The 22,612-nt window shown below is 42.8% G+C and carries 16 protein-coding genes and 3 rRNA genes; 6 read left to right on the top strand and 13 right to left on the bottom strand.

Translation table 11 applies throughout. The annotated features are described in order from the left end of the window. Positions 1-24 precede the first annotated feature (24 nt). On the bottom strand, positions 25-3,195 hold the full coding sequence (locus tag F3J22_RS25410) for a TonB-dependent receptor (protein WP_167020817.1): 3,171 nt from the start codon (positions 3,193-3,195) through the stop codon (positions 25-27). A 483-nt stretch (positions 3,196-3,678) separates the two neighbouring features. Continuing rightward, positions 3,679-4,227 carry a type II toxin-antitoxin system death-on-curing family toxin gene (locus F3J22_RS25405; protein ID WP_167020816.1) on the bottom strand — a complete coding sequence of 183 codons (549 nt, stop codon included), beginning with the start codon at positions 4,225-4,227 and terminating at the stop codon, positions 3,679-3,681. 162 nt (positions 4,228-4,389) lie between these two features. Between F3J22_RS25405 and F3J22_RS25400 the strand changes: the two genes are divergently transcribed. Both F3J22_RS25400 and F3J22_RS25395 read left to right on the top strand, forming a co-directional pair. Then, positions 4,390-4,812 (top strand): hypothetical protein, encoded by a 423-nt coding sequence (locus F3J22_RS25400; protein WP_167020815.1) that lies wholly within the window; start codon positions 4,390-4,392, stop codon positions 4,810-4,812. A gap of 238 nt (positions 4,813-5,050) precedes the next feature. Further along, a complete protein-coding gene (locus F3J22_RS25395) occupies positions 5,051-7,633 on the top strand; it encodes an alkaline phosphatase family protein (protein WP_167020814.1) in 2,583 nt (860 codons plus the stop codon). 327 nt (positions 7,634-7,960) lie between these two features. On the opposite strand, the gene F3J22_RS25390 is transcribed toward F3J22_RS25395, so the two are convergent. From F3J22_RS25390 to F3J22_RS25360, 7 genes are all read right to left on the bottom strand, one after another. Continuing rightward, positions 7,961-8,251: a hypothetical protein gene (locus F3J22_RS25390; RefSeq protein WP_167020813.1), complete on the bottom strand. Its 291-nt coding sequence runs from the start codon at positions 8,249-8,251 to the stop codon at positions 7,961-7,963. A 542-nt stretch (positions 8,252-8,793) separates the two neighbouring features. Next, entirely contained in the window at positions 8,794-10,002 is a 1,209-nt protein-coding gene (locus F3J22_RS25385; RefSeq protein WP_167020812.1) for a PD-(D/E)XK nuclease family protein, read from the bottom strand. Between the two features lie 848 nt (positions 10,003-10,850). Then, complete coding sequence (gene mnmE / locus F3J22_RS25380) at positions 10,851-12,233, bottom strand: tRNA uridine-5-carboxymethylaminomethyl(34) synthesis GTPase MnmE (protein ID WP_167020811.1); 1,383 nt, start codon at positions 12,231-12,233, stop codon at positions 10,851-10,853. Positions 12,234-12,339: 106 nt separating this feature from the next. After that, entirely contained in the window at positions 12,340-13,176 is an 837-nt protein-coding gene (locus F3J22_RS25375) for an energy transducer TonB (protein ID WP_167020810.1), read from the bottom strand. A gap of 46 nt (positions 13,177-13,222) precedes the next feature. Continuing rightward, positions 13,223-13,810: a biopolymer transporter ExbD gene (locus F3J22_RS25370; protein WP_167020809.1), complete on the bottom strand. Its 588-nt coding sequence runs from the start codon at positions 13,808-13,810 to the stop codon at positions 13,223-13,225. A gap of 102 nt (positions 13,811-13,912) precedes the next feature. Further along, complete coding sequence (locus tag F3J22_RS25365) at positions 13,913-14,569, bottom strand: biopolymer transporter ExbD (RefSeq protein ID WP_167020808.1); 657 nt, start codon at positions 14,567-14,569, stop codon at positions 13,913-13,915. 69 nt (positions 14,570-14,638) lie between these two features. Beyond that, positions 14,639-15,493: a MotA/TolQ/ExbB proton channel family protein gene (locus F3J22_RS25360; RefSeq protein WP_167020807.1), complete on the bottom strand. Its 855-nt coding sequence runs from the start codon at positions 15,491-15,493 to the stop codon at positions 14,639-14,641. 761 nt (positions 15,494-16,254) lie between these two features. Here F3J22_RS25360 and F3J22_RS25355 point away from each other — a divergent pair. The 4 genes from F3J22_RS25355 (at position 16,255) to F3J22_RS25340 (ending at position 21,213) form a co-directional block, all read left to right on the top strand. Then, positions 16,255-18,798 (top strand): zinc-dependent metalloprotease, encoded by a 2,544-nt coding sequence (locus F3J22_RS25355; protein WP_167020806.1) that lies wholly within the window; start codon positions 16,255-16,257, stop codon positions 18,796-18,798. A gap of 133 nt (positions 18,799-18,931) precedes the next feature. Continuing rightward, on the top strand, positions 18,932-19,954 hold the full coding sequence (locus F3J22_RS25350) for a LacI family DNA-binding transcriptional regulator (protein WP_167020805.1): 1,023 nt from the start codon (positions 18,932-18,934) through the stop codon (positions 19,952-19,954). 52 nt (positions 19,955-20,006) lie between these two features. Further along, positions 20,007-20,816: a hypothetical protein gene (locus F3J22_RS25345; RefSeq protein WP_167020804.1), complete on the top strand. Its 810-nt coding sequence runs from the start codon at positions 20,007-20,009 to the stop codon at positions 20,814-20,816. A gap of 187 nt (positions 20,817-21,003) precedes the next feature. Continuing rightward, positions 21,004-21,213 (top strand): hypothetical protein, encoded by a 210-nt coding sequence (locus F3J22_RS25340; protein ID WP_167020803.1) that lies wholly within the window; start codon positions 21,004-21,006, stop codon positions 21,211-21,213. Positions 21,214-21,737: 524 nt separating this feature from the next. On the opposite strand, the gene rrf (F3J22_RS25335) is transcribed toward F3J22_RS25340, so the two are convergent. The 4 genes from rrf (F3J22_RS25335) to F3J22_RS30420 all read right to left on the bottom strand — a co-directional run. After that, positions 21,738-21,849, bottom strand: a 5S ribosomal RNA gene (gene rrf, locus F3J22_RS25335). 155 nt (positions 21,850-22,004) lie between these two features. Continuing rightward, positions 22,005-22,116, bottom strand: a 5S ribosomal RNA gene (gene rrf, locus F3J22_RS25330). 154 nt (positions 22,117-22,270) lie between these two features. Next, positions 22,271-22,382, bottom strand: a 5S ribosomal RNA gene (rrf, locus tag F3J22_RS25325). Positions 22,383-22,430: 48 nt separating this feature from the next. Continuing rightward, positions 22,431-22,612: hypothetical protein (locus tag F3J22_RS30420; RefSeq protein WP_205195667.1), on the bottom strand; the 182-nt coding region annotated here is incomplete at its 5' end.

Raw genomic sequence — 22,612 nt, 5'->3', positions numbered from 1 at the left:
TATTTTTTCTGTTAAGAGATAGGATTAAAACCCGAATTCAATTCCAAATGAGTGAAGCCTTGTTTTAGGATATACTTCCGGAGAGAGAATACCCTGTGCCAGTGCACTTGAGTTGGCACCGGAGAAACCCACTTCAGGATCCGCATTCTTAACTTTTGATATCACGAATAAATTCTGTCCGCTGTAGTACACTCTTACTGATCTTACTTTCATGCGGTTCAGCACCTTCTGAGGCAGGTTGTAACCGATCTGCAGGTTCTGCAGACGCAGGAAGGAGCCTTTCTGTACATGGTAATCAGAAATCCTTTTGTAGTTACCATTTGGATCATACTGGAAGGAGTTACCACTGTAGTAACCAAATCTTGGCTGATTTGTCAGGCCATTACCGTACATGAAGGAACTGTTGAATACCTGTGATGTAGTATTGAAATCGTTGTAAATACTCTGATAGTAGCCATCCAGACCGTTATACACATCATTGCCATACACACCGTTGAAGAAAGCATTCAGGTCGAAGCCCTCGTAAGACAAACCAATGTTGAAACCATAGGTCATTTTAGGTAATGGGTTACCGATAAAGGTTCTGTCCTGGTCGTTGATAACGCCATCGCCGTTCAGGTCCTCGTACCAGATATCGCCCGGGCCGGAACCTGGTGCATACCAGTAGGCATTGCCTTTAGCCTGTGCTTTGGCATTCAGGTCGTCAATAGTTTTCTGATCAGGGATCAGGCCTTTGGTTTTAAATCCATAGAACTGAGATATCGGAGAATTCAACTTTGTACGGGCTACGATGCCAGACCAGTATTCACCCGCAGAACCAGCATCGATTGGCAGCGACTCCCCACCGAACGACAGAATTCTGTTGCGGTTGAATGCAGCATTGAATCCTACGTTTACACCCACTTTACCGAAGTTATCGTGGTAGCTGACAGTTACTTCCAGCCCCTTATTCCGCATCTGTCCGAGGTTCATATCCAGTACATAGCTGTCGGAAGCGTTATGCCCATTGGTCATACCGGCACTTGGCGGCAGACTACGTTGATACAGCATATCTTTTGTATCACGGATATAATAATCCAGTGTTACGTTCAGTTTATTTCTGAATAAGCCTACATCTACACCCACGTTGGAAGTGGTCACCGTTTCCCAGTGAATGTTCTGGTTAGCCACACGACCTATTCCCCAACCGCTGACAGCACCGGTTCCAGGCAGTTCATTGAATTGTGTTTTATCGTAGTTGGCAAGAGAAGGAATATATACATAGCTGCCCACGCCATCATTACCCAGGCTTCCGTAAGAAACTCTCAGTTTCAGATCAGATAAGGCATTGAGCTTATCTTTCAGGAAACTCTCTTCAGAAATTCTCCAGCCAGCAGCTGCGGAAGGGAAGTTACCTTTCCTGTAAGCAGGCGCGAAACGATCGCTGATATCCTGACGGAGGTTGGCTTCCAGCAGATATTTATCTTTATAGGCATAGTTCAGTTTACCGAAATAACTCATCATACGCGTAACGCCGTAGTTCATATCGGAAGAACGTCCGCTGGTATTTGCAGGAACATTGCTGAGTGCAGAAGATTCAGAAAAACCTACCGGGAAGGCATCTGAAATCACCGGAACAGAATAGGCGGAGTTAACCGCATAGATAGACCCGCTCAGGTCATCGGAAGAAGATTTCCTTCCTTCCATACCTGCCAGTACTTTAAAATCATGGTCACCGATTTTCTTTCCGTAAGAAGCCACGATATTACCTACATAAGCCATCGACATATTGCTTTGCTTACGCAGGTTATCCTGCGGCTGATTAGACTGACCGGAAACATACCATTTAGCCTCAAACTGACGGGCCATGCTACTGGTTACGTCTGCACCACCAGTGGCACGTACGTGCAGACCATTTACCGGTTCTACATCTAAATAGAGGTTACCTTCTGTTTCCAGGGCCTGGTACCTTCTGTCAACAGTATTTACATATGCAGCCCAGTTTCCACCGTTGTAGTTTCCTGAAGATGGCAATCCACCCCAGGTACCGTCAGCATTTTTAGTGCGCATCATAGGTGAAGAACGGTATGGCAATGCATAGGCATTCACCGCATTACCAGTAATCACCGGCGGATTATCTGAATAGGAATATAAGTTCAGGCGCTCGCCCACCTTCACCCTTTTGCCCAGGTCAAAATCGCTGTTTACACGCAGACTGTATCTTTCAGACCAGGAGTTGATAACGATACCGTCCATACGTTTGTAGCCGGCAGATACATAATAGTTGTTCTTTTCGCTACCTCCACTTACAGAAGCGTTGTAGTCCTGCTCTTTACCGGTGCGGTATAAATAATTTACCCAATCCGTATTTACAGACTCATCCCAGTTGTTCGCCGTTGGAATGATCGCAGACCAGGCTTTCTTATAATCCTGTGTATTTAATAATTTAGGCATGAAAGTACCCTGACTATAACCCTGGTTAACAGAGATATCCACATTGGTCCTTTCCTTGCGGGAACCCTTTTTGGTAGTAATCAGGATTACACCACCGGCAGCGCGCGCACCATAGATGGCGGCAGAAGATGCATCTCTGAGTACCTGGATATTCTCGATATCCTTTGAGTTCATGTTAAATCCGGTGTTTCCGATGGCTGGCACCCCATCCACTACATATAATGGCGCCATGCCCCTGATGTTCCCCACCCCTCTGATTACCACCGTTCCGGTAGAACGCGGATCACCACTGGCATTGGTAACAGATACGCCGGCAGCACGGCCTTGCAGCATGGTAGCCACACCGGTAACCGCCATTTTGGAAAGATCTTTAGTATCAATCGAAGAAACAGCACCGATCAGATTAGCTTTCTTCTGTTCGCTGTAACCTATTACTACGATGTCTTTCAGTTGTTTTGATGATGATGTCAGTACAATTTCTAGGTTACCTGTAGGGCTGCTGACAGTAACAATACGACTGTCGAAACCCACACTGCGAACAGCGAGTGTGGTAGGCAGCTTCTGTACTCTTAGAGAGAAATGTCCGCTGGCATCGGTAGCAGCGCCATTGGAGGTTCCTTCCTCCAGGATGGTAACACCCGGTACCGCTTCATGTTGCTCAGTAACAACAGTGCCCTTTACCACGGTGCCTTGCGTAGCAGGTTCCTGTGCCATTGCCTGAAATGTCAGCAGGAGCAGTACAATGCTTAAGAATTGGTGCATTTTCATATGCTTTGCAATAAATTTTGTTTAAAAAACCATGTATAGGAATAGATGTGGCCCATCATGGATGGCCATTGATTATCCGGATATGCCGGGTTTTGGTTGCTTTAATTCATTCGTCCGGTTATGAAAGTTGGATGATTTTCCCTTCAGCAGTGTCGGACCTGTATACTGCAGGTGAAAGGAATGGTTGCTTATGCGCAAGAATAGTTGGTGAGTGTACCCGCATGCCGGCACACAAAATATTTAGCTTTTTCATACACGTAGAACTTGAGTTGATAGGTTACTCAATCATGCCTCCAAGTTATCACCGGGAATAGGCTCCATGCAAATTAAAGCGGGCAAAAAGGGAAAACAAAAGAAGAACAAAGTGCGAACAAAGTTATAAATAACTAAAAATCAACAATTAACACATTAATAATAAACAATAAAATAACAATCAAATTATAGGATACGTGAGGACATTTATAAATCTATACAGGGCTAATTCCTTAAATTGATAAGATTTACCACCACCTTAATCATGATTTCCTTTTCTTCAGGTTTAGATTCAGCGATCATCAAGGCCATCGCCACCAGGGCATTATCGGCAATTTTTTTGCTCCCGTCGGCATGATAAAGGATCCGGTTTTTTTCCAGGAACCAGACAAACAAAAATGCAGCTATACGCTTATTCCCATCTGAGAAAGAATGGTTCTTGATGACAAAATAGAGCAGGTTAGCCGCTTTCTCTTCTACACTTGGATAGAGGTATTTCCCGTCAAAAGTCTGATAAATAGCGCCGAGTGATCCCTTAAATGACTCATCTTTCTCATTTCCAAACAAACTACTTCCTCCGAATTTATCTCGAAGGCCATATATAGCATCCATCGCCGATTGATAAGTAATAATAAAAAGGTTATCTGTGGTAACGTCATCTACCTGCAGCGTCTGGTGGTCATATTGATCCAGTACATCCAATGCGTAAGTATAGTCATTAATAACTTTCAGTAAGGTGATCGCTTCGTCTGTGTTTAAATGCTGTTTGTTCATCTGGATTAGATTTTCAATTTGAGTATTCTTCTAATTTTAATAAATTTTTTAAAAAGGCCACCCGGAAAATTCCGGGCGAGCATAGGAATAGGTAAATGGAAGATGTAGAAAAATTCTATTACCTTAATCAATTCTAATTAGTATTAATATAATCCTTATACCATGAGTTACGATCTTTTCCTCTTCAAAAGGAGAAATACATTAATATCTAAAGAAGATATAAATAAATATCTGACAGTTAATTTGTCCATACCCAATGAGCATAACTCAAATAGCTGGTGGTATGAGAATAATGAGACAGGAACCTGTTTTTACTTTGAGTATGACGAACCATTGGCAGGAGATGAAGATGAATTTGAATTTGAAGAGTTTGAGAACACTCATTTTCAATTCCATCTTAATTATAAATTGCCAGATACCCATGGCAAAGAAGCTTTTCCAATTGTGATTAAGTTGATGAATGACTTAGATCTGTTCATTTTCAACCCACAATTTGGAGCAGAAGCAGACTATCCACATCAACCATCGGCAGATAGTCTCTATAAAGGCTGGTCTGATTTCAATGCAGATTATTCAGCATTCTGATCATATGGATACTAATAACCGCCACATTCCGTAGCAAAAGCGGAATGTGGCACTAGTATATTATGAAACCATTCTCCTGCAAAACCATAACCTCAAATTAACCGCTCCTGTATCTTTCTGCCGGCATCTTTCCTTAGTTTAGTATTATTATACATCAGTGAACAATCATCAGGGATTCAGGCTTGCCTCGTTTCATGCGGCATGCCTTGACAACACCCGATTTCAACAATTAAAAATTATGAAAACAGAACTATCTTCTTTTTCAAAAATCCTCTTTGCCGGCTTGCTGCTGACTACACAGCACCTTCAGGCACAGGTCCCGGAACCACATCAGGATATCCGTAAACCTGTGGATACCGCCTGGAGCCATTCGCTGGCCGGTGATAAACTCCTGGCAAATGCCCAGCTACTCAATCCTGCCGGACAAAGCCTCAACCTGGCAAAAGGGACCCGCGTATTAAACCTGGAATTTGCACAGCATCAACAAATCCTTATCGCCAAAACCAACAGGCAACTGACTTTTATTGATGCAAAAGATTTTAAGACACTTGACAACTTTATAAGTCCGGATAAGGAATCCAGCTCCATGAACGGCCTTACCGTTGATGCCAACGATTCTACCATATATTTCACCGGACTGGAGAAAAACCTGTACATAGGCAATATCAGCCAGTCAGGCGCATTTACGCTGACAAAGAAAATCGACCTCTCTCCAAATAATAAAAAAGTAAACCCGCTGGGAATCGCGATCGGCAAAAATAATATCGCCTATGTTGCCCTTGCCATCACGAATGAAATTGCTGTAGTAGACATCGCTAAAGGCAAGGTATTAAAAAGAATTCCCGTAGGTGTTTGCCCTTATGCGATCACCATCAGTAAAGACAAACAACTTGCCTTCGTGAGTAACTTCGGTGGGCCACATCCCGGGAAAAATGACAGAACAGAAAAATCTGCCGGCACAGACGTAGCGGTTGATGATCGTTCTGTCGCACTACGTGGATCCGTTACCGTTATAGACCTCGAAGCCGGAAAGAAAATCAGGGACATCACCACCCGTATCCACCCGGAATCAATGACACTGGCCCCTGATGGTAAATTACTCTATGTCACTGATGATAGCGGCGATGGTATCAGTGTGATAGATACAAAGACCTTTAAAGTAGTACATACCATCAGCACCAAACCGGATCCTGCTCTGCCCTATGGCAGTCTGACAACCGCATTGGCATTCAGCGCCGATGGGAAAACGCTCTTTGCAGCCAATGCCGGAAATAATTCCATTGCCCTTATAGATCCCAAACACCCGCAAAAAGAGCCCTATGGCTTCATCGCAGCAGGTGGCTTTCCCGGAACTATAGGTATCGCAGGAAATAATCTGTTCATCGGAAACGTAACGGCCGTAAAAGGAGAAATTCAGAAAGTACCGCTCCCCGCCAATCAGGCAGAACTGGATATCTATACTGCGAATGCCCGCAAAGGTTTTCACTTTATAGAATTACTGAGAGCCCAGGCAGTAAGCAATGCGAACACCAGGCCCAAACCAGTACCCGATAAGGTCGGAGAACCTTCTTCCATTAAACATGTAGTATATATTATTAAAGAGAATAAGAAATTTGACCAGGTACTTGGCGACTTCGGTAAAGGTAACTGTGATCCGAAACTGGTCGAATTTGGCAGAGAGATCACGCCGAATACGCATGCACTTGCCAAACAGTTCGTTCTACTCGACAACTATTATTGTAACGGTGTAAATTCCAGCGATGGCCACCAATGGGCTATTCAGGGGATAACAACTCCTTACCACGAAAAAGATTTCTCCAATGGACACTGTGCCTATGACTTCGGAACAGATCCTTTGTCGTATGCCGGCTGCGGTTTCATCTGGAATCACTTATTGCGTAAAGGCATTTCTTTCAGAAACTTTGGAGAAACAGATCTTGCCGAAATAACTAAAGGCAAAACCTGGAGCGATGTATATAACTCCTGGAAAAATAAAAATGATTCAGCTCAGTACCAATGCTCCTATGCAATGAAAAGTCTGGAAAAATACAGCGACCTGCGCTATCCGGGTTGGAACATGAATATTACCGATCAGGTAAGAGCAGATGTATTTATCCAGGCACTGAAGGAATATGAAGCGGCAGGCAATCTGCCTGAATTTATGATCGTCTATCTTCCTAACGACCATACCAGCGGTTATAGTGAAGAATTACCTACGCCACGCGCCTATGTGACCGACAACGACTGGGCTACCGGCCGGGTCGTGGAAGCACTATCAAAAAGTTCTTTCTGGAAAGATATGGCGATATTTATCAATGAAGATGATCCGCAAAGTGGCACCGACCACGTAGATGGACACCGTTCCTTCTGCCTGGTAGCAGGCCCGCATATAAAGCGTGATACTGTCATCAGCCATTTCTACAATCAGTCGTCAGTACTCCATACCATCTGCCAGATATTCGGTGTACAACCTATGAACCAGCTGGTCGCAGTAGCGCCACTAATGACGGAATGCTTCAATCAGGAACCTGACTACACCGGCTATACCAGCCTTACGCCAACAGTCGCAATCAATGAACTGAATCCCCGCAAGGATCAGATCAAAAGTAAAACCACCGCCAAATTAGCGCCACTGACACAGAAAATGGATTTTTCGAAGCCAGACTTAATTGATAAAGATGCTTTGATATTCAGTGAATATGTATGGTCTACCATTCATGGTGATAAACCTTTCCCTAAAGCGTTTTTCGGTGCTCATCAGAAAGGATTGAAAGCACTGGGATTGAAGGTTGATCCGAAGTCTGAGGAAGATGATGATTAAAGGAATATACAGCTTTCCCATGTTAAAGTATTACTGGCATGGGAAAGCGATTATGAGGCCAACGTCTTTTAAGGTAAATCGATCTATTTATAAACACTATTTATAAATATAAATCCTGCTATACCGTAGGGCGTTCCGAGCTCATTGACGTCCTTCCCTTCCTTCTATTGCTTTCGATGCAGTATCCACCAGAGATAAATCCTGTTTGCCTGCAATTGCGTTTACCAGTACCGATTTATAGATAGACGGATAATTATTTTTGCTGAAGGGCGTACCAAGGCCCAGATGTTGCCAGTAAACCAATCGGACGCCTGCAGTATTCTGCAGCTATTCACGGGCAGCTGTTGGGCGTTCATCCCCAGAATAAATTTCCAATGCAGGAAAAGAAGGCCATAACAGGTTATTCAATTCTTTTACCAGCGCCTTATCATCCGGCTGAATGCCAATACGGCGGACATCATAGATTGAGAAGCGCTCCCAATCAGCGTTCGCCGCTTCATCCGAAGGATAAAAATATCTCACATAACCAAAAACCTTTGCGAATGCAGTGATATTTCGTTCCTTCTGCTGGTTTGCTTGCCCGTATAATGCAGTAAAGCCAAGCACAAAAATCAGCATCAGGTATATTCTAATCTTAAAGGTTTACTGGTGGAGAATTGCCAATTTTGTGATATTGTAATAAAGCCGTTATAGCAGATTCATATTCTTTGTAATAATCGGGCCATTTGAACTAAGGCCATTCTTGAAAGGAATGCTTTTACCTTTCCTGGTCCTTCATCTCCGATATAACGGGTAGGGGTATGTGCTAATCTCGAATAATCCCGTTGCGCTCAGCAGTACTTACCAATGATAATCTAATTGTAGGTATGGTTGAAATGCAACCATATTGACACTGATGCTTATTTGGCTGTGTACTATACCGCTCCGGCTCCAGCTGAGCGGTACCGCTGCGCCATGTTTCAGGCTCTAAATACTTCCATTTTCGCAGATCAGACGTTGATATAGCCTTCCTTTCTTCAAACCTTGTTGGATAATTACCTGATTTTGCCATGATACATTTTTGTAGAAACCTAAATCATTAGGGAATGTGAAGATTTAATCTTCCTTATTGCCGTATTTTTGTGCTATTTCCGTAATTGAAATTAGACTGAATTTCGATTTTAGCTATGTTTTGCTAATACATTCTTGACTAATACCAATACTTGCTTTAACTCTTCAATTATTACCTGTCGCATTTTCCCGTTAAAAATATGAATCCATGGTTCTGACTGATTGTCCCATGATCCATAAGCCCCAGAATAGTAGTGAAGCCATGCCCAGTTTGATAGAGCACCTTTCCCGGTTTTGAAAGTATTAAGTGCATTAAAGAGTTGATTTTTTAATTCTAATGACCCTAGTTCGGGATTCCAGTAAACGCCGATGAAAAAAGATTTATATACTCCATCAAAGTAAAAGGATATAGAATATTTTTCTCTATGATTGTTACCCCATTTTTTTTCCCAGAAAGCTATTTCTGAATCTTTCATCCCTAGATTCTCCGAAATGAAAAATTCCAAATCCGGATATTCCTTAATTAAATCGGCCATGGAACCTATAATGTCTTCCTTGAGCTTTTTCATTAATTGCGCCTTTAATCCTGACATTGAATTAACAATGTCAAAGGATGACATTATATTTTCTTCATTACTACCAATTATTGATAAGATTTCATTTTCCATGGTTGTTGTAGGGGATTGTCCTGTTAAAAATTTAAGTAAAAAAACGTATTGTGATATAACCTCGCGAATTGAGGGCAATGCAGTTGCTTCCTTTTGACATAATTCTAACCATTCTAAGATATTTGATCTATATGATAGGAGAAAGAAGTCTTTTTCTAATTCTAAATTTCCAACACTATCTTTTGAAGGATGGTCACCATTCAAAGTCAGGTAGTAAATTCTTGCATTCCTATAATGTGCCTTATATCGAACTAATTGATTTTTGGCATCTTCTGCGTGGATTTTGTTCTCTATTATGATTTCCGGCCCTTTTTTGGGTTTGATTAAAATATCTATTCTACCTCCTTCCGTATAGTCACTATTAATATGACCCGCAAAGTCCTCAACAAATACTTCGGCTCCCTCCGTGTCAAAATTGCGAACATTTAAAGATGATAAAAGTAATTTTAAAAATACATCCCCTTTACCATGACTTCCCTTTGGATTCAACAATTCGGCAAGTAATGATGAATGTAATCGTACTTCTTTTGTTTCTAGTCTCAGTATCTTGAAAATATTGAAATTCTCCCCGGTGATCCTTGCAATCTCTTGGTATTTGCTATCTATGAGATGAATATGCCGGAGCATACTTTGTAGCAATAGTTTCTTCATTATGTTATTGAGTCTTTTTACTAATATATTTATATTTAAATATTTATTCTGGGATAGAATTATCCCAAGTAATTATTAAAGACAACCAACTAGTCTAAAATTCTTCGCGATACGAGTTTATAAGATTGTTAAAAGGCCTTTAGACTAGTCAACCAATGTGTCGGCAGTATTATATAACACATCACAAATCTTGCATCTCCTAGCACGTAGGTTGTAATTTTACAATCGTCAATTCCGTTATGACTGCAATAGCATTTAGTTCATGTACTATCGCATCAATAGTAAGTGTATGCTTGTTCTCTTGTGGTGGTGCTGCTGCGGCGAGTGTCAGCAACTCTTCCAGATACAAGAACTCTCTTTGGTTTTTTTGTTCGTTAATGTGTGTTTAGAAACTCTTTGATCTTTACTTCCTCAATGGGTTTTGCTTTGATGGCCGGCGTCTCATTGTCGCTCTGCTCTACCTTGGCGGCTTTCTGTCTCGCCTTATAGAACATTTTCGCGCAGGAGTCACTGCATGTCCGGGAAGTGGTTTTCTTCACCACGAAATCACGGCAAGAGTATTGACAATACTTGGTTTACTCTGATATTTAACTAATTATATATCAATGTCTTACAGAAACAGTTCAGTAATGGTACAACATAGGGCTGTATGGTGCTGAGTGGTGCATTATCTCGCCTTTTCAATTTACGAAAACATTTCTATGCTTTGAGGTACAAATAAGGTCCAAAAATGCTCAAAACATCGCGAAACAACCAAAAACAATTAAAAACACCGGACATAGAAAAAGCCCCATTGACGGGGCTTTCATCATATTTCACTATGAATGCTTTACGTTGTTTATGCCACTTTATTTTCCAATACAAAACTTACTAAATATATAATCCAATCTATCTTCATTGGTCACTTCTCCAGTGATTTCTCCGAGAAAATGTAATGCACGGCGGATATCGAGCGCCAGCAAATCACCGGGCAAGCCATTATCCATTCCGCCTTTCACGTCGTAAAGGGATTTCAAAACTTCTTCCAGCGCACTATGATGACGTGCATTTGTGATTATAGTATCTTCTGTGTTGATATCTCCCGATATAACTTTATTTACCAGCGTCTGCTTCAGCTCTTCAATATGACCGTGATTTTTTGCAGAAATCAGCAAAATCTCAGGAAAATCGACAAATTTGGAGCGAATAGCAGTCTCTCCCGCGATATCTGTTTTGTTACCAACCAGGAGATAATTGATTTTATCTGCTTTAAATAAATCTACCTGTTGTTGAAGCTCTGCCGGTGAGATTTCATTTACATCAAAGAGATAAACAACCACGCCGGCCTCTTTAATTTTCTCCATGGTTTTCTGCACACCAATACTTTCAATGGTGTCATTACTTTCCCGGATGCCGGCGGTATCGATGAGCCTGAACAGAATTCCATCAATATTGAGCACTTCTTCGATGGTATCCCTGGTGGTACCGGCAATATCGCTCACAATGGCCCTGTTTTCATTCAGAAGGGTATTAAGTAAGGTAGATTTACCCGCGTTAGGCTTTCCTACAATGGCTGTATTTACACCATTCTTGATAACATTTCCCATCCGGAAGGAGTCTATCAGGTGCCTGATGGTTGCCGTTGAGGAAGACACCAGCTCATATAATCTTGTTCTATCAGCGAATTCAACATCTTCCTGGCTGAAGTCAAGCTCCAGCTCTATCAATGCAGAAAAGGTAATCAGTTGGTCGCGAAGGGTATGTAATTCTTTGGAGAATCCACCGCGCATTTGCTGCATGGCTGTCTGGTGACTGGCAGCTGAATTACTGGCGATCAGGTCTGCTACAGACTCTGCCTGCGTAAGGTCTAGCTTGCCATTGAGGAATGCACGTTGGGTAAATTCCCCTGGTTTTGCCAGTCGGGCACCAAGTCTGGTGGTGGCATCAATGATTTGTTGCTGGATATAGGGAGATCCGTGGCAGGATATCTCGATAACATCTTCTCCCGTATAGGACCTGGGGCCTTTATAGAGGCTAACCACTACTTCGTCGATGATGTGGCTGTCGGCCACGATACTACCGAAATGGAGGGTATGACTTGCCTGCAGCAGTAGGTTTTTAGCCGGGAACAGCTGGTTAGTAATATCGAATGCTTTGTCTCCGCTCAGTCGCATAACGGCAATGGCCCCTAGTCCCGGTGCGGTGGCTACTGCAACGATTGTATCATCAAATCCTGTAAGTTTTCCCAGCATAACCTGAATGTTTTAGAAGCTGCAAAGGTACTAATAAGTGTATAATGCAAAAATCCCCGTCTCTACTGAGTAGAGACGGGGATTGTATATCAAATATTTCGCAGTACTACTCTTGCAAAGTAAAGCGGATAGGCAGGTTGAACTGTACGGATACCTGACGACCATTTTGTTTACCAGGTTTCCATTTAGGCATGGTTTTCACCACGCGAATTGCTTCTTCTTCCAAGCCACCGCCTTTTGCAGCGCCGACTGTTTTAACGTCTTTGATATTACCTTCAGAATCAACTACGAACTGTACAAATACAGTACCGGAGATACCGTTTTCCTGCGCAACGCGTGGGTAACGGATGTTTTTGCTGAGGTATTTATTCAGCGCTTCTTCACCGCCTGGGAAGGAAGGTGGCTGTTCTACGAAGGTGAAGATTTCTTCTTTCGCAGGAGCAGGAGGCGCTTCAACTACACCAGTACCTTTACTGTCTTCCAGCAGGCCCGCATCGATACCGTTCGGGTCACCTTCTACAGTTTTGGTGCTGATAGATTTGTCTTTGATATCCTCGTGTTTAGGAGGCTCCTCATCTGGTGGTACCTCTGCATCTTTTTTGATAACAGGAGGAGTAAACTGTACTGACGGTTTAACCGGCGGTGGTGGTGCCGGAGGAGGAGGTGGAGGAGGTGGAGTTTTCGGATCATCCGGAATCTTCACATCTTCCATCTTTATTTCTTGTATTACTGGCTTCTTAGCGAGATCTCCCTCAGAAGCCTTTACCCAATTCGCGGCCAGGTAGCCACCGAGCAGCAATACAAAGAGTGAGGAGGTACCCAGGATGGAGTTCCTCAGACGCTTGTTATATTGTCTTCTCAGTTCGTAAGCCCCATAATCCTTATTCCTGCCGTCAAACAGGATGTCGAGAAAATCGGACTTTAAGACTTTAGCAGAATCCATTGTTAATGTTTTATGATGGATGCAAAAAATTAATTATTCCATAAGACTATTTCACGCCATTAGCAGCTTCTGTCTGCTTAATCCATGTCTTATCCTGATCGGAGATATCAACTGTAGCATAACGCTGAATACGGTTGATCGCCATTTCGTCCAGGATGTCCACGAAGTTTTTGTAAGTGGCATCATCATCAGCTTTGATAATGATTACAACGTCTTCTGGTTCACCTTTTGCATTCCTCGACTTAGCAACTTCATCTCTTTTCTTAATGATCTCATCCCTGATTCCGTCTTTGTTAGCAAACGAAGTTGCTTTGAAGAAGTCAGGATTAGCAGATGCATTAGGATCTTGTGCTAAACCTTCGTAGTAATATACTCTGTTATCTTTACCCAGTAAGATGGTCAGTGCAGTACTTTCTTTTACTTTGTTCTGCTCTTTCTCATCCTGAGTATCTTTTGGCATGATCAAGTCCATTGTTTTGGGCTTGGCCATGGTAGTGGTAAGCATGAAGAAGGTAATCAGGAGAAATCCCAAATCCACCATCGGCGTCATATCCACACGGGTAGAATGTTTTTTGGATTTCGTTCCACCGTGTTTCTTACCTTTTCCACCACCACTAGTATCCATTTCTGCCATAGTAGTAAGCTTTTTTGGTTTTGAAATCAACAGCCTCCCAGGTCAGGGAGTAGCGCCGTCCAGCGGTCGCCTGCTGTCATTTACATTGGAAACTACTCCCGATTATTTCTTGGCTGGAGCTTGCATTTCCTCGTAGGCAGCAGTGCCTGGAGGAGGTGCTTCCAGATTAGTAACCAGGTTCAGTTTCTGGATATGCTTCTTCTTGAAGGTATCCAGGATCTCCTTGATTTTTGGATAAGGAGTCTGGTTGTCCGCTTTAATGCAATACTTCAGCTTAGCGAAGTTATTACCTTGAGCTGCATTACCATACTCAATCCAGGTAGACAACTCATTGTTTGCAGAGTCAGTCGGAATACCTGTATCCAGGTTTGATTTTTTACGCTGATCAGGAGTCTCTGATAAATACTGTTTCAGGTTCTTGATTGGAGTACCAACGCTGGCACCAACCACGAAGCTCTGAATTTCTTTATCATCCAGACCAAGTTTGAACTGAGTGTTCAGATCCTCGATCAGTTTTCTTCTTTTAGGCTGGCCGTCCATGCTGAAGAACACTCTGCCATCCTTATCTACCGTAAATAACAATACGTCAGAATCAGGTAAAAGGGTCGTGTTAATTGAAGACGGTGTAACTACGGTTACCGGCTCGTCCGGTTTGAACTTAGTTGCCAGCATAAAGAAAGTTAAGAGCAGAAAAGCCACATCACACATCGCTGTCATATCTACAGACGTGCTTTTCCTTGGCATTTTAACTTTAGGCATCTTTACTTTTTTTATGGTTTACTTTAATAAGATTCAAAACCGCTGATATTCCATAAAATAATCTGACGATTATTTGTGGTTAGCAGCAAAGCTCTGAGTTAAAGTAAAGCCTGATTCGTCAATAGCGTAAGTGATGCTATCGATGTTGGTAGTAAAGAAGTTGTACATGATGATCGCAATCGCAGAAGTACCGATACCCAGTGCGGTGTTGATCAACGCCTCAGAGATACCTAACGCCAGCTGAGAAGAATCAGGAGCACCTGCGTTTGACATCGCGGAGAACGCCTTGATCATACCCAATACTGTACCGAACAGACCCAGGAGGGTTGCTACTGATGCAATGGTAGACAGGAACACCAGGTTCTTTTCCATCATTGGCAGTTCCAGTGCAGTAGTTTCTTCGATTTCATTTTTGATAGTCAGGATCTTCTGATCAGTATCCAACTCAGTGTTGGAAATCATTTCTTTGTATTTTTTCAGACCCGCTTTCAGAACGTTACCAACAGAACCTTTCTGTTTGTCGCACTCTTGCAGAGCAGCATCTACATTTTTGTTAGCCAAATGAAACTGTACTTTGCGAACCAGCTCAGAACCAGAGAATTTACCTTTAGCCTTAGACAGGTACAGGAAACGCTCAATTACGAAAGTCAGACACACCAGCAATACAGAAATCAGAATTGGTACGATAAAACCACCTTTGTAAACTGTTGCAAACCAGTGACCAACACCATCAGGAATAGGATGACCATTAGTATTGTTACCTTCGAAGTTAGCTGGGTTACCCAGTACACCGTAATAAATAACAAAACCAATTACCAGGCAGATAGGTACAGCCAACGTTGCAAATAAGTTGGATGACTTCTTAGGTTGATGGGAAGACGCCTTAGCAGTAGCTGCAGTCACAGTTGTTTTAGTCTCAGCCATGTTGATTGAAATTTTAGTGTTAAAAATTAAACTATTGTTTGTTAGAAGTTATGAATTACTGTCTTTGTCTGTAATGCTTTGTAGCACTCAATTTACTCTTTTATTCAGTGATTCGCAAAGTTATAAGGTTGGCTCAAAAAAACAAGTGCAGCCCAAAAAATCCCACAAAAATTAACAACTGCACCGAAACGCACGACCAGCGCACATTTCATCCTTCATTTTGTTTTGAGCAAACACTTACATCCAGCAAATAAACCAATATTTTTTAATGTCGCGGTCAGTCTTTCGACCATCACTGTCCCTAAATTTGAAATAGATTGATTTTTTTCAAAGTTGGACGCACAATTTAAGAAAATTTTCAAATGTTCCAACATAATTCTTACAATTCAAATTTTTAATTTTTTCCCCCACCAGCACGCATTACAAGCCATATATTTCCCCATTTCTTCATCTATTTATCTAATATCTCCCAAAACCTACCCCGCAAATGCAATACTGTCGCGGTCATTTTACACTCCTAACGGAGAATTGCCATATTAGCTAATTCTATACTATATGGATTTATAATTACATAATTTCCGCTCTACCTTATTCACTGTCATTAACATATTTAACAAATTCTAACCCCCATTTTTACACCACTCCTAATTACTTTTATGGCACTCGTGGAATTTCCTATCAAATTAACACTTTATATACTTACTTGCAACGCGCATCCAAAAAAATGTATGCCTAACTAATTATTAAACCAACCGTTTAAAATGAGCAAACCAAAACAACACAACATTGTGTTGGCCATCGCAGCTGCCGTTTCCATCAGCTCCGTAACCTCTGCCATCGCTCAGGACAGGAAAAAATCCACACCTGATTCCCACACAGCTTCGGCCCCTGCTAAAGATACCAGCAAACCAGGCCAGCCAATGATCAAACCAGGCCCTAAACCTGGTCCTAAACCTTTTGCCGAAATTATCAACGCCCAGGCTAAAGCCGATTCAGGATTAATCAATATCTATAAACAAGATGACAGATTCTTCTTCGAATTAGCAGACTCCCTCCTCAACAGAGATATCCTGGTTGTTAACCGCCTCTCCAAATCCGCCGCAGGACTCCGCTCCGGCATGGACGGATTCGGCGGTGACCTCATCAACGAAAACGTTATCCGATTCGAAAAAGGTCCCAATAACAGAATCTTCCTCAAGAACATCTCCTACTCAGAGCGTTCCAAAGATTCTACGCAGCCAATGTTCAACTCTGTAATGAACTCCAACCTGCAACCTATCGTAGCGGCTTTCGATATCAAAGCTTTCTCCAAAGAAGGCCATGGTACCATCATTGACCTCACCGAGTATCTCAATGGTGATAATGATATCCTTTTCTTCGATCCGGGTATGAAACAAAACCTGAAGTTAAGCGGCTATCAACCTGATAAATCATACGTTTCTGATATCCAGTCTTTCCCACTCAATACGGAAATCAGAACCGTTAAAACCTATAGCAAAGCCGGCGGCCCTTCCTTCCCGGGAATGCCTCCAGCTCCTCCTGTAAACGTAACTGTTGAACTCAACAGCTCCATCGTATTACTGCCTAAAGTACCAATGCAACCTCGTTACTTCGACCCTCGCGTTGGTTACTTCACCACCTCTATCACCGACTTTGATGCAGATCCTCAAGGTGTTAAACGTCTCTCCATGATCACCCGCTGGAGACTCGAACCTAAACCGGAAGATCTGGAAAAATATAAACGCGGCGAACTCGTTGAACCACAAAAACCAATCATCTTCTACATCGATCCTGCTACCCCTAAAAAATGGGTACCATACCTGATCGCTGGTGTAAATGACTGGCAGAAAGCTTTCGAAGAGGCTGGCTTCAAAAACGCTATCATAGCTAAAATGGCGCCTACCAAAGAAGAAGATTCTACCTGGTCTATCGACGACGCCAGATTCTCTGCTATCGTTTATAAACCATCGGCTATCCCTAACGCCAGCGGCCCGCATATCCACGATCCACGCTCCGGCGAAATCCTGGAAAGCCATATCAACTGGTACCATAACGTAATGCGCCTCCTCCGCAACTGGTACTTCATCCAGGCTTCACCTAACGACGAACGCGCACGTAAAATGCAGTTCAGCGATGAGCTCATGGGTGAACTCATCAGATTCGTTTCTTCTCACGAAGTAGGTCATACCCTCGGTCTGCGCCACAACTTCGGATCCAGCTCTGCTTATCCTGTTGAAAAATTACGCGATAAAGAATGGGTGAAGAAAAACGGACACGCTGCCTCTATCATGGATTACGCCCGCTTCAACTATGTAGCACAGCCTGGCGATGGTATCTCCGGCGCTGACCTCTACCCACGTATTAACTATTACGATAAATGGGCGATCCAATGGGGTTATAAACTGTTCCCTGAACTGAACAACAACGAAGATGCAGAGAAATCAAAACTCAATGCGCTCACTGTTGATAAATTAAAAGATAAAAAATTCTGGTTCGGTACTGAGTCTGACCCTAACGACCCTCGCTGCCAGAACGAAGATCTCGGTGATAACGCCATGAAAGCAAGCATGTACGGTATCAAAAACCTGCAGCGCATCATGCCTAATCTCCAGGCCTGGACCAAAACACCTAACGAAGGCTATGGCGACCTGAAAGAGCTCTACAAGGAACTCGTAGGTCAGTTTAACCGCTACATGGGCCACGTGGCTAAAAACGTTGGTGGTATCTATACAACGCCTAAAACCGTTGAACAGGAAGGTGCTGTTGTAGAATTTGTTGGTAAGGATATGCAGAAAGATGCGATCAACTTCCTCAATCAACAACTCTTTACCACACCTAACTGGCTGATCAATCAGCAGATCTACAGCCTCACCGGCGATTACGGTCCTGCTGTAATCAATGGCGTACAGGATGGTATCCTCACCCGACTGATCTCTTCCAATACTATTGCGAAAATGGTTGGTGCGGAAGGTGCCCTCGGTGCAAATGCCTATAAAGCAGCTGATATGGTGGGTGATCTGAAGAAATCTATCTTCTCTGAACTCACTACCCATCAACCGGTAGATGTGTACCGCAGAAACCTGCAGCGTTCCTTCGTGGAAAAACTGACGAAACAACTGGTGGCTACCAACCAGGCAGGTACCGACATTGCGGCCTCCCTGTCTGATGCGACTGCTATCTGCCGCAATCAGCTGACTTCACTCAGAACTGAACTGCGTGCTGCAGCCGCTGCTGGTGATGCTACTACCCGTGGTCATTACCAGGACCTGATCGCTCAGATCTCTAAAACGCTGGATAACAAATAATAATCTTCTTTTCGAAGCTGAAACGCCCTTCTGTTGTAATACAGAAGGGCGTTTTTAGTTACAGACCATAATTCCTTTATTTACAGATAATTTGCTTAATATAGCGCGAATTTTAAACCACCAAGCCTCAAAAGTGAAAGATCGCACGAATAAAATAACTATATATGATATCGCCCAGAAGCTGAACCTCTCCGCTTCCACGGTTTCACGCGCATTACAGAATAATCCGCTGATCAATGAGGAAACCAGGCAAAAAGTACAGGATGCCGCTGCCGAAATGGGCTACGTTCCTAACTGGATCGCCTCCAGTCTGCGGAAAAAAAGGTCCAACATCCTGGGCCTCATCGTTCCCCGTACTTCCATGTACTTCCAGAGCACTGCCATCAGCGGTATTCAGCATGAAGCACATAAATATGGCTTCTCCATCATGATCGGACAGTCAGATGAATCCGTAGCCATGGAAAAAGAACTGGTACACACTTTCTACTCCCTCCGTGTAGATGGCCTCCTGGCGGTATCGTCCATGTTTACCACCAATACCGATCACTTCAACCCATTTATAAAAAATAATATTCCGATCGTTTTTTATGACCGTGTTCCCACTGGCTTCAACGGTTATACAATTACCGGCGACGACTTCACCGGCGGTATGCTGGCGACGGAACATCTTATCAGACAAGGTTGTAAAAAAATAGCTCATTTCTCCGGAATACTTACCTGTAACCTTTACCAGCAGCGACTTGCAGGCTATAAAGCCGCATTGGCCAAGTATGATATACCATATGATGAATCACTGGTACATGTACACGATCTGACCACACAATCCGCTGCTGCTGCAGCTCAGCAGATCCTGAGCCAGGAAAACCTCCCGGATGGACTCTTCTCTGCCAACGATGCATCTGCTGTTGCATTTATCCAGGAAGCACGCAAACAACATATCGCCATTCCAGAACAAATTAAGGTAGTGGGCTATTCCAATGACCTCTCTTCCCGTATCATAACGCCTTCATTGTCCACTATTGAGCAATCCGGGTACAATATGGGGCAGAAAGCAGCCAGCACGATTATACAGCTCATTAACCAGGATGAGTCCATTAAAGTGACTAAAAACTATGTTTTTCCGGTAGAGCTGATTCAAAGAGAATCATCGCAGTAACATTATCATTTATTGGTACGTTTAACTGTGTATAAAAACACCTGCAACTTGTATGAAATTACCTATACTATCTGTAGTCTCGCTGCTGCTCATAGCTGCAACGTCCTGCAACCGGAATGTTTATGTGCCTAATACTGCCAATACGCCCTTACTGAAGGAAAAGCACGAATTCAAAGCAAGCCTCTCCCTGAATAACATTCAGACAGCTTATGCCGTTACCGACCATTTCGCTGTTATGGCCAACGGTCAGTACGTTTACCGTGGCGGAATACTAACGAACGGCAACAAAGCTGATAACTCCTTTGGGGATAGTTACGTACGCGGCGGCGTGGTAGAAGGTGCTGTAGGCTATTTTCAGCCCCTCGATCCAAAAAAGAAAATGATATTCGAAGTATTCGGCGGATTTGGTACCGGAGGCTTCAATACATTGGCTGACAGCTACAACACCACCTCAGATGCTACCAAAGATGACTATCGCCTGAGTAGCAATTTCACGAAAACCTTTATCCAGCCAGGCATTGGTTTCGCACACCACATTGTGGAGGCATCCTTCTCTACCCGCGTTTCAATGGTTAATTTCTATAACCTGCAGGCCGGAGCTGGCGCTATCCAGAATGATAACGATACACGGACTAAGTTTTTCCCTATCGGGTATCACCCTAAATTCTTTGTGGAGCCTGCCTTTACAGTAAGAGTCGGGTACCGTGCAGTGAAATACCAGTTCCAGTTTATGCACTCTATTGCTGTCAACGGCTATAATGATCAATCTCATGGGGTGTTCTTCCAGCCGGTAGCAATCGATATGGGTGTAGCCATTGATATTGCAAAATGGTATAAATCAGTAGGCAGAACCCGCCATTAATAATATTATCGTATATCCTATAACGTTATAGGATATACGATCTTTCTCCAGATACAAACCACAGCCCTATATACTGCTATTTATATTCTCATCAGCTAATTTAGCTTACGCTGTCACCCACCATTTTGCCATGCTTGCAGCAGGTCAGTATCTATGCAATCACATTAATACGAGGGATTCTGTCCATATGTTTGATGATGACGTGCAGGAAGGTTCTTTTGAACTGGGTGCGGGTTATTTCGGTGCTTTTGGCGGGCGTAAGCAATTCCGCTATGAAAGCTATGCCAGTGGCGGATATGGAAGTGGCCGAACGATTGTAGCTAACTATAAAACAGAAAGTAATGATCTCCCTGCAAGGCTGCTACTGATATCCCCGTATGCAGAGACGCATTTTTAGTTCTGCAACAGCATGACCTGGTGAGTTTTATTCAGCCTGCCTATATCGCAAGAGTCGGATATAGATATATCAAAGCATTCATTCAGATTCAATCTCCCTATAAACCAACGTTTTCATACCTCACCTTTCTTTCCGTATTTCAAGCAAACAGGGCTTTATCTGGGAGCAACTTTAGATATAGCAAAGTGGCACCAGGTAAGATATCCGAAGAATATAAAAAAGAGACTGGGTATAGGTAGTGGCGCCGGGTTCTAAGAAAAATAATCTGGTAAGATAATTAGCTGGGATAATCTATAGTTGATATTTAAGTAGATGGATCACCTGGGATTTTCTTAGTAGGTAGATGATTAGCCGGGATAATTTGTAGTAGATATTATAGTAGATAGATCTCCTTTTGCTATTTGTATAGGTAGATGATTAGACTAAAGTGATTAAATTTTATCGGCTGATTTTGGGTGGAATTCAACTGGAGGTTGAAAATTAAAAAAGCCTTAGTGAGTTTCACTAAGGCTTTTTTAAAATAAATATGGCAGCTACCTACTCTCCCGCATTGTTGTGCAGTACCATCAGCCATAAGGGGCTTAACTTCTCTGTTCGGAATGGGAAGAGGTGAACACCCTTGGCAAAACCACCATAAGATCTTTTCTGCTTTGCAGCAGATTATGTTAATAAGTTTATATCGTATTAGCTGTTACTGAGTGGTATGCGGTCTGTTAAATGGCAGACAGCCTTAAAGACACTTAAAATTAAAAAAGCCTCAGTGAGTTTCACTAAGGCTTTTTTTAAAATAAATATGGCAGCTACCTACTCTCCCACATTGTTGTGCAGTACCATCGGCCATAAGGGGCTTAACTTCTCTGTTCGGAATGGGAAGAGGTGAACACCCTTGGCAAAACCACCATAAGATCTTTTCTGCTTTGCAGCAGATTATGTTAATAAGTTTATATCGTATTAGCTGTTACTGAGTGGTATGCGGTCTGTTAAATGGCAGACAGCGTTAAAGACGCTTAAAATTAAAAAAGCCTCAGTGAATTTCACTAAGGCTTTCTTAAAATAAATATGGCAGCTACCTACTCTCCCGCATTGTTGTGCAGTACCATCGGCCATAAGGGGCTTAACTTCTCTGTTCGGAATGGGAAGAGGTGAACACCCTTGGCAAAACCACCATAAGATCTTTTCTGCTTTGCAACAGATTATGTTAATAAGTTTATATCGTATTAGTTGTTACTGCGTGGTATGCGGCCTGTTAAATGGCAGACAGCGTTAAAGACACTTAAAATTAAAAAAGCCTCAGTGAATTTCACTAAGGCTTTCTTAAAATAAATATGGCAGCTACCTACTCTCCCGCATTGTTGTGCAGTACCATCGGCCATAAGGGGCTTAACTTCTCTGTTCGGAA

It is taken from the genome of Chitinophaga sp. Cy-1792 (assembly GCF_011752935.1).
GTDB lineage: Bacteria > Bacteroidota > Bacteroidia > Chitinophagales > Chitinophagaceae > Chitinophaga.
This window is presented reverse-complemented; position numbering and strand designations above follow the sequence as displayed.

What these genes read in the sequence shown, in the direction of transcription:
- F3J22_RS25410 (WP_167020817.1), bottom strand. Translation starts at nt 3,195, where the DNA reads ATGCACCAATTCTTAAGCATTGTACTGCTCCTGCTGACATTTCAGGCA.
- F3J22_RS25405 (WP_167020816.1), bottom strand. Translation starts at nt 4,227, where the DNA reads ATGAACAAACAGCATTTAAACACAGACGAAGCGATCACCTTACTGAAA.
- F3J22_RS25400 (WP_167020815.1), top strand. Translation starts at nt 4,390, where the DNA reads ATGAGTTACGATCTTTTCCTCTTCAAAAGGAGAAATACATTAATATCT.
- F3J22_RS25395 (WP_167020814.1), top strand. Translation starts at nt 5,051, where the DNA reads ATGAAAACAGAACTATCTTCTTTTTCAAAAATCCTCTTTGCCGGCTTG.
- F3J22_RS25390 (WP_167020813.1), bottom strand. Translation starts at nt 8,251, where the DNA reads ATGCTGATTTTTGTGCTTGGCTTTACTGCATTATACGGGCAAGCAAAC.
- F3J22_RS25385 (WP_167020812.1), bottom strand. Translation starts at nt 10,002, where the DNA reads ATGAAGAAACTATTGCTACAAAGTATGCTCCGGCATATTCATCTCATA.
- mnmE (WP_167020811.1), bottom strand. Translation starts at nt 12,233, where the DNA reads ATGCTGGGAAAACTTACAGGATTTGATGATACAATCGTTGCAGTAGCC.
- F3J22_RS25375 (WP_167020810.1), bottom strand. Translation starts at nt 13,176, where the DNA reads ATGGATTCTGCTAAAGTCTTAAAGTCCGATTTTCTCGACATCCTGTTT.
- F3J22_RS25370 (WP_167020809.1), bottom strand. Translation starts at nt 13,810, where the DNA reads ATGGCAGAAATGGATACTAGTGGTGGTGGAAAAGGTAAGAAACACGGT.
- F3J22_RS25365 (WP_167020808.1), bottom strand. Translation starts at nt 14,569, where the DNA reads ATGCCTAAAGTTAAAATGCCAAGGAAAAGCACGTCTGTAGATATGACA.
- F3J22_RS25360 (WP_167020807.1), bottom strand. Translation starts at nt 15,493, where the DNA reads ATGGCTGAGACTAAAACAACTGTGACTGCAGCTACTGCTAAGGCGTCT.
- F3J22_RS25355 (WP_167020806.1), top strand. Translation starts at nt 16,255, where the DNA reads ATGAGCAAACCAAAACAACACAACATTGTGTTGGCCATCGCAGCTGCC.
- F3J22_RS25345 (WP_167020804.1), top strand. Translation starts at nt 20,007, where the DNA reads ATGAAATTACCTATACTATCTGTAGTCTCGCTGCTGCTCATAGCTGCA.
- F3J22_RS25340 (WP_167020803.1), top strand. Translation starts at nt 21,004, where the DNA reads ATGTTTGATGATGACGTGCAGGAAGGTTCTTTTGAACTGGGTGCGGGT.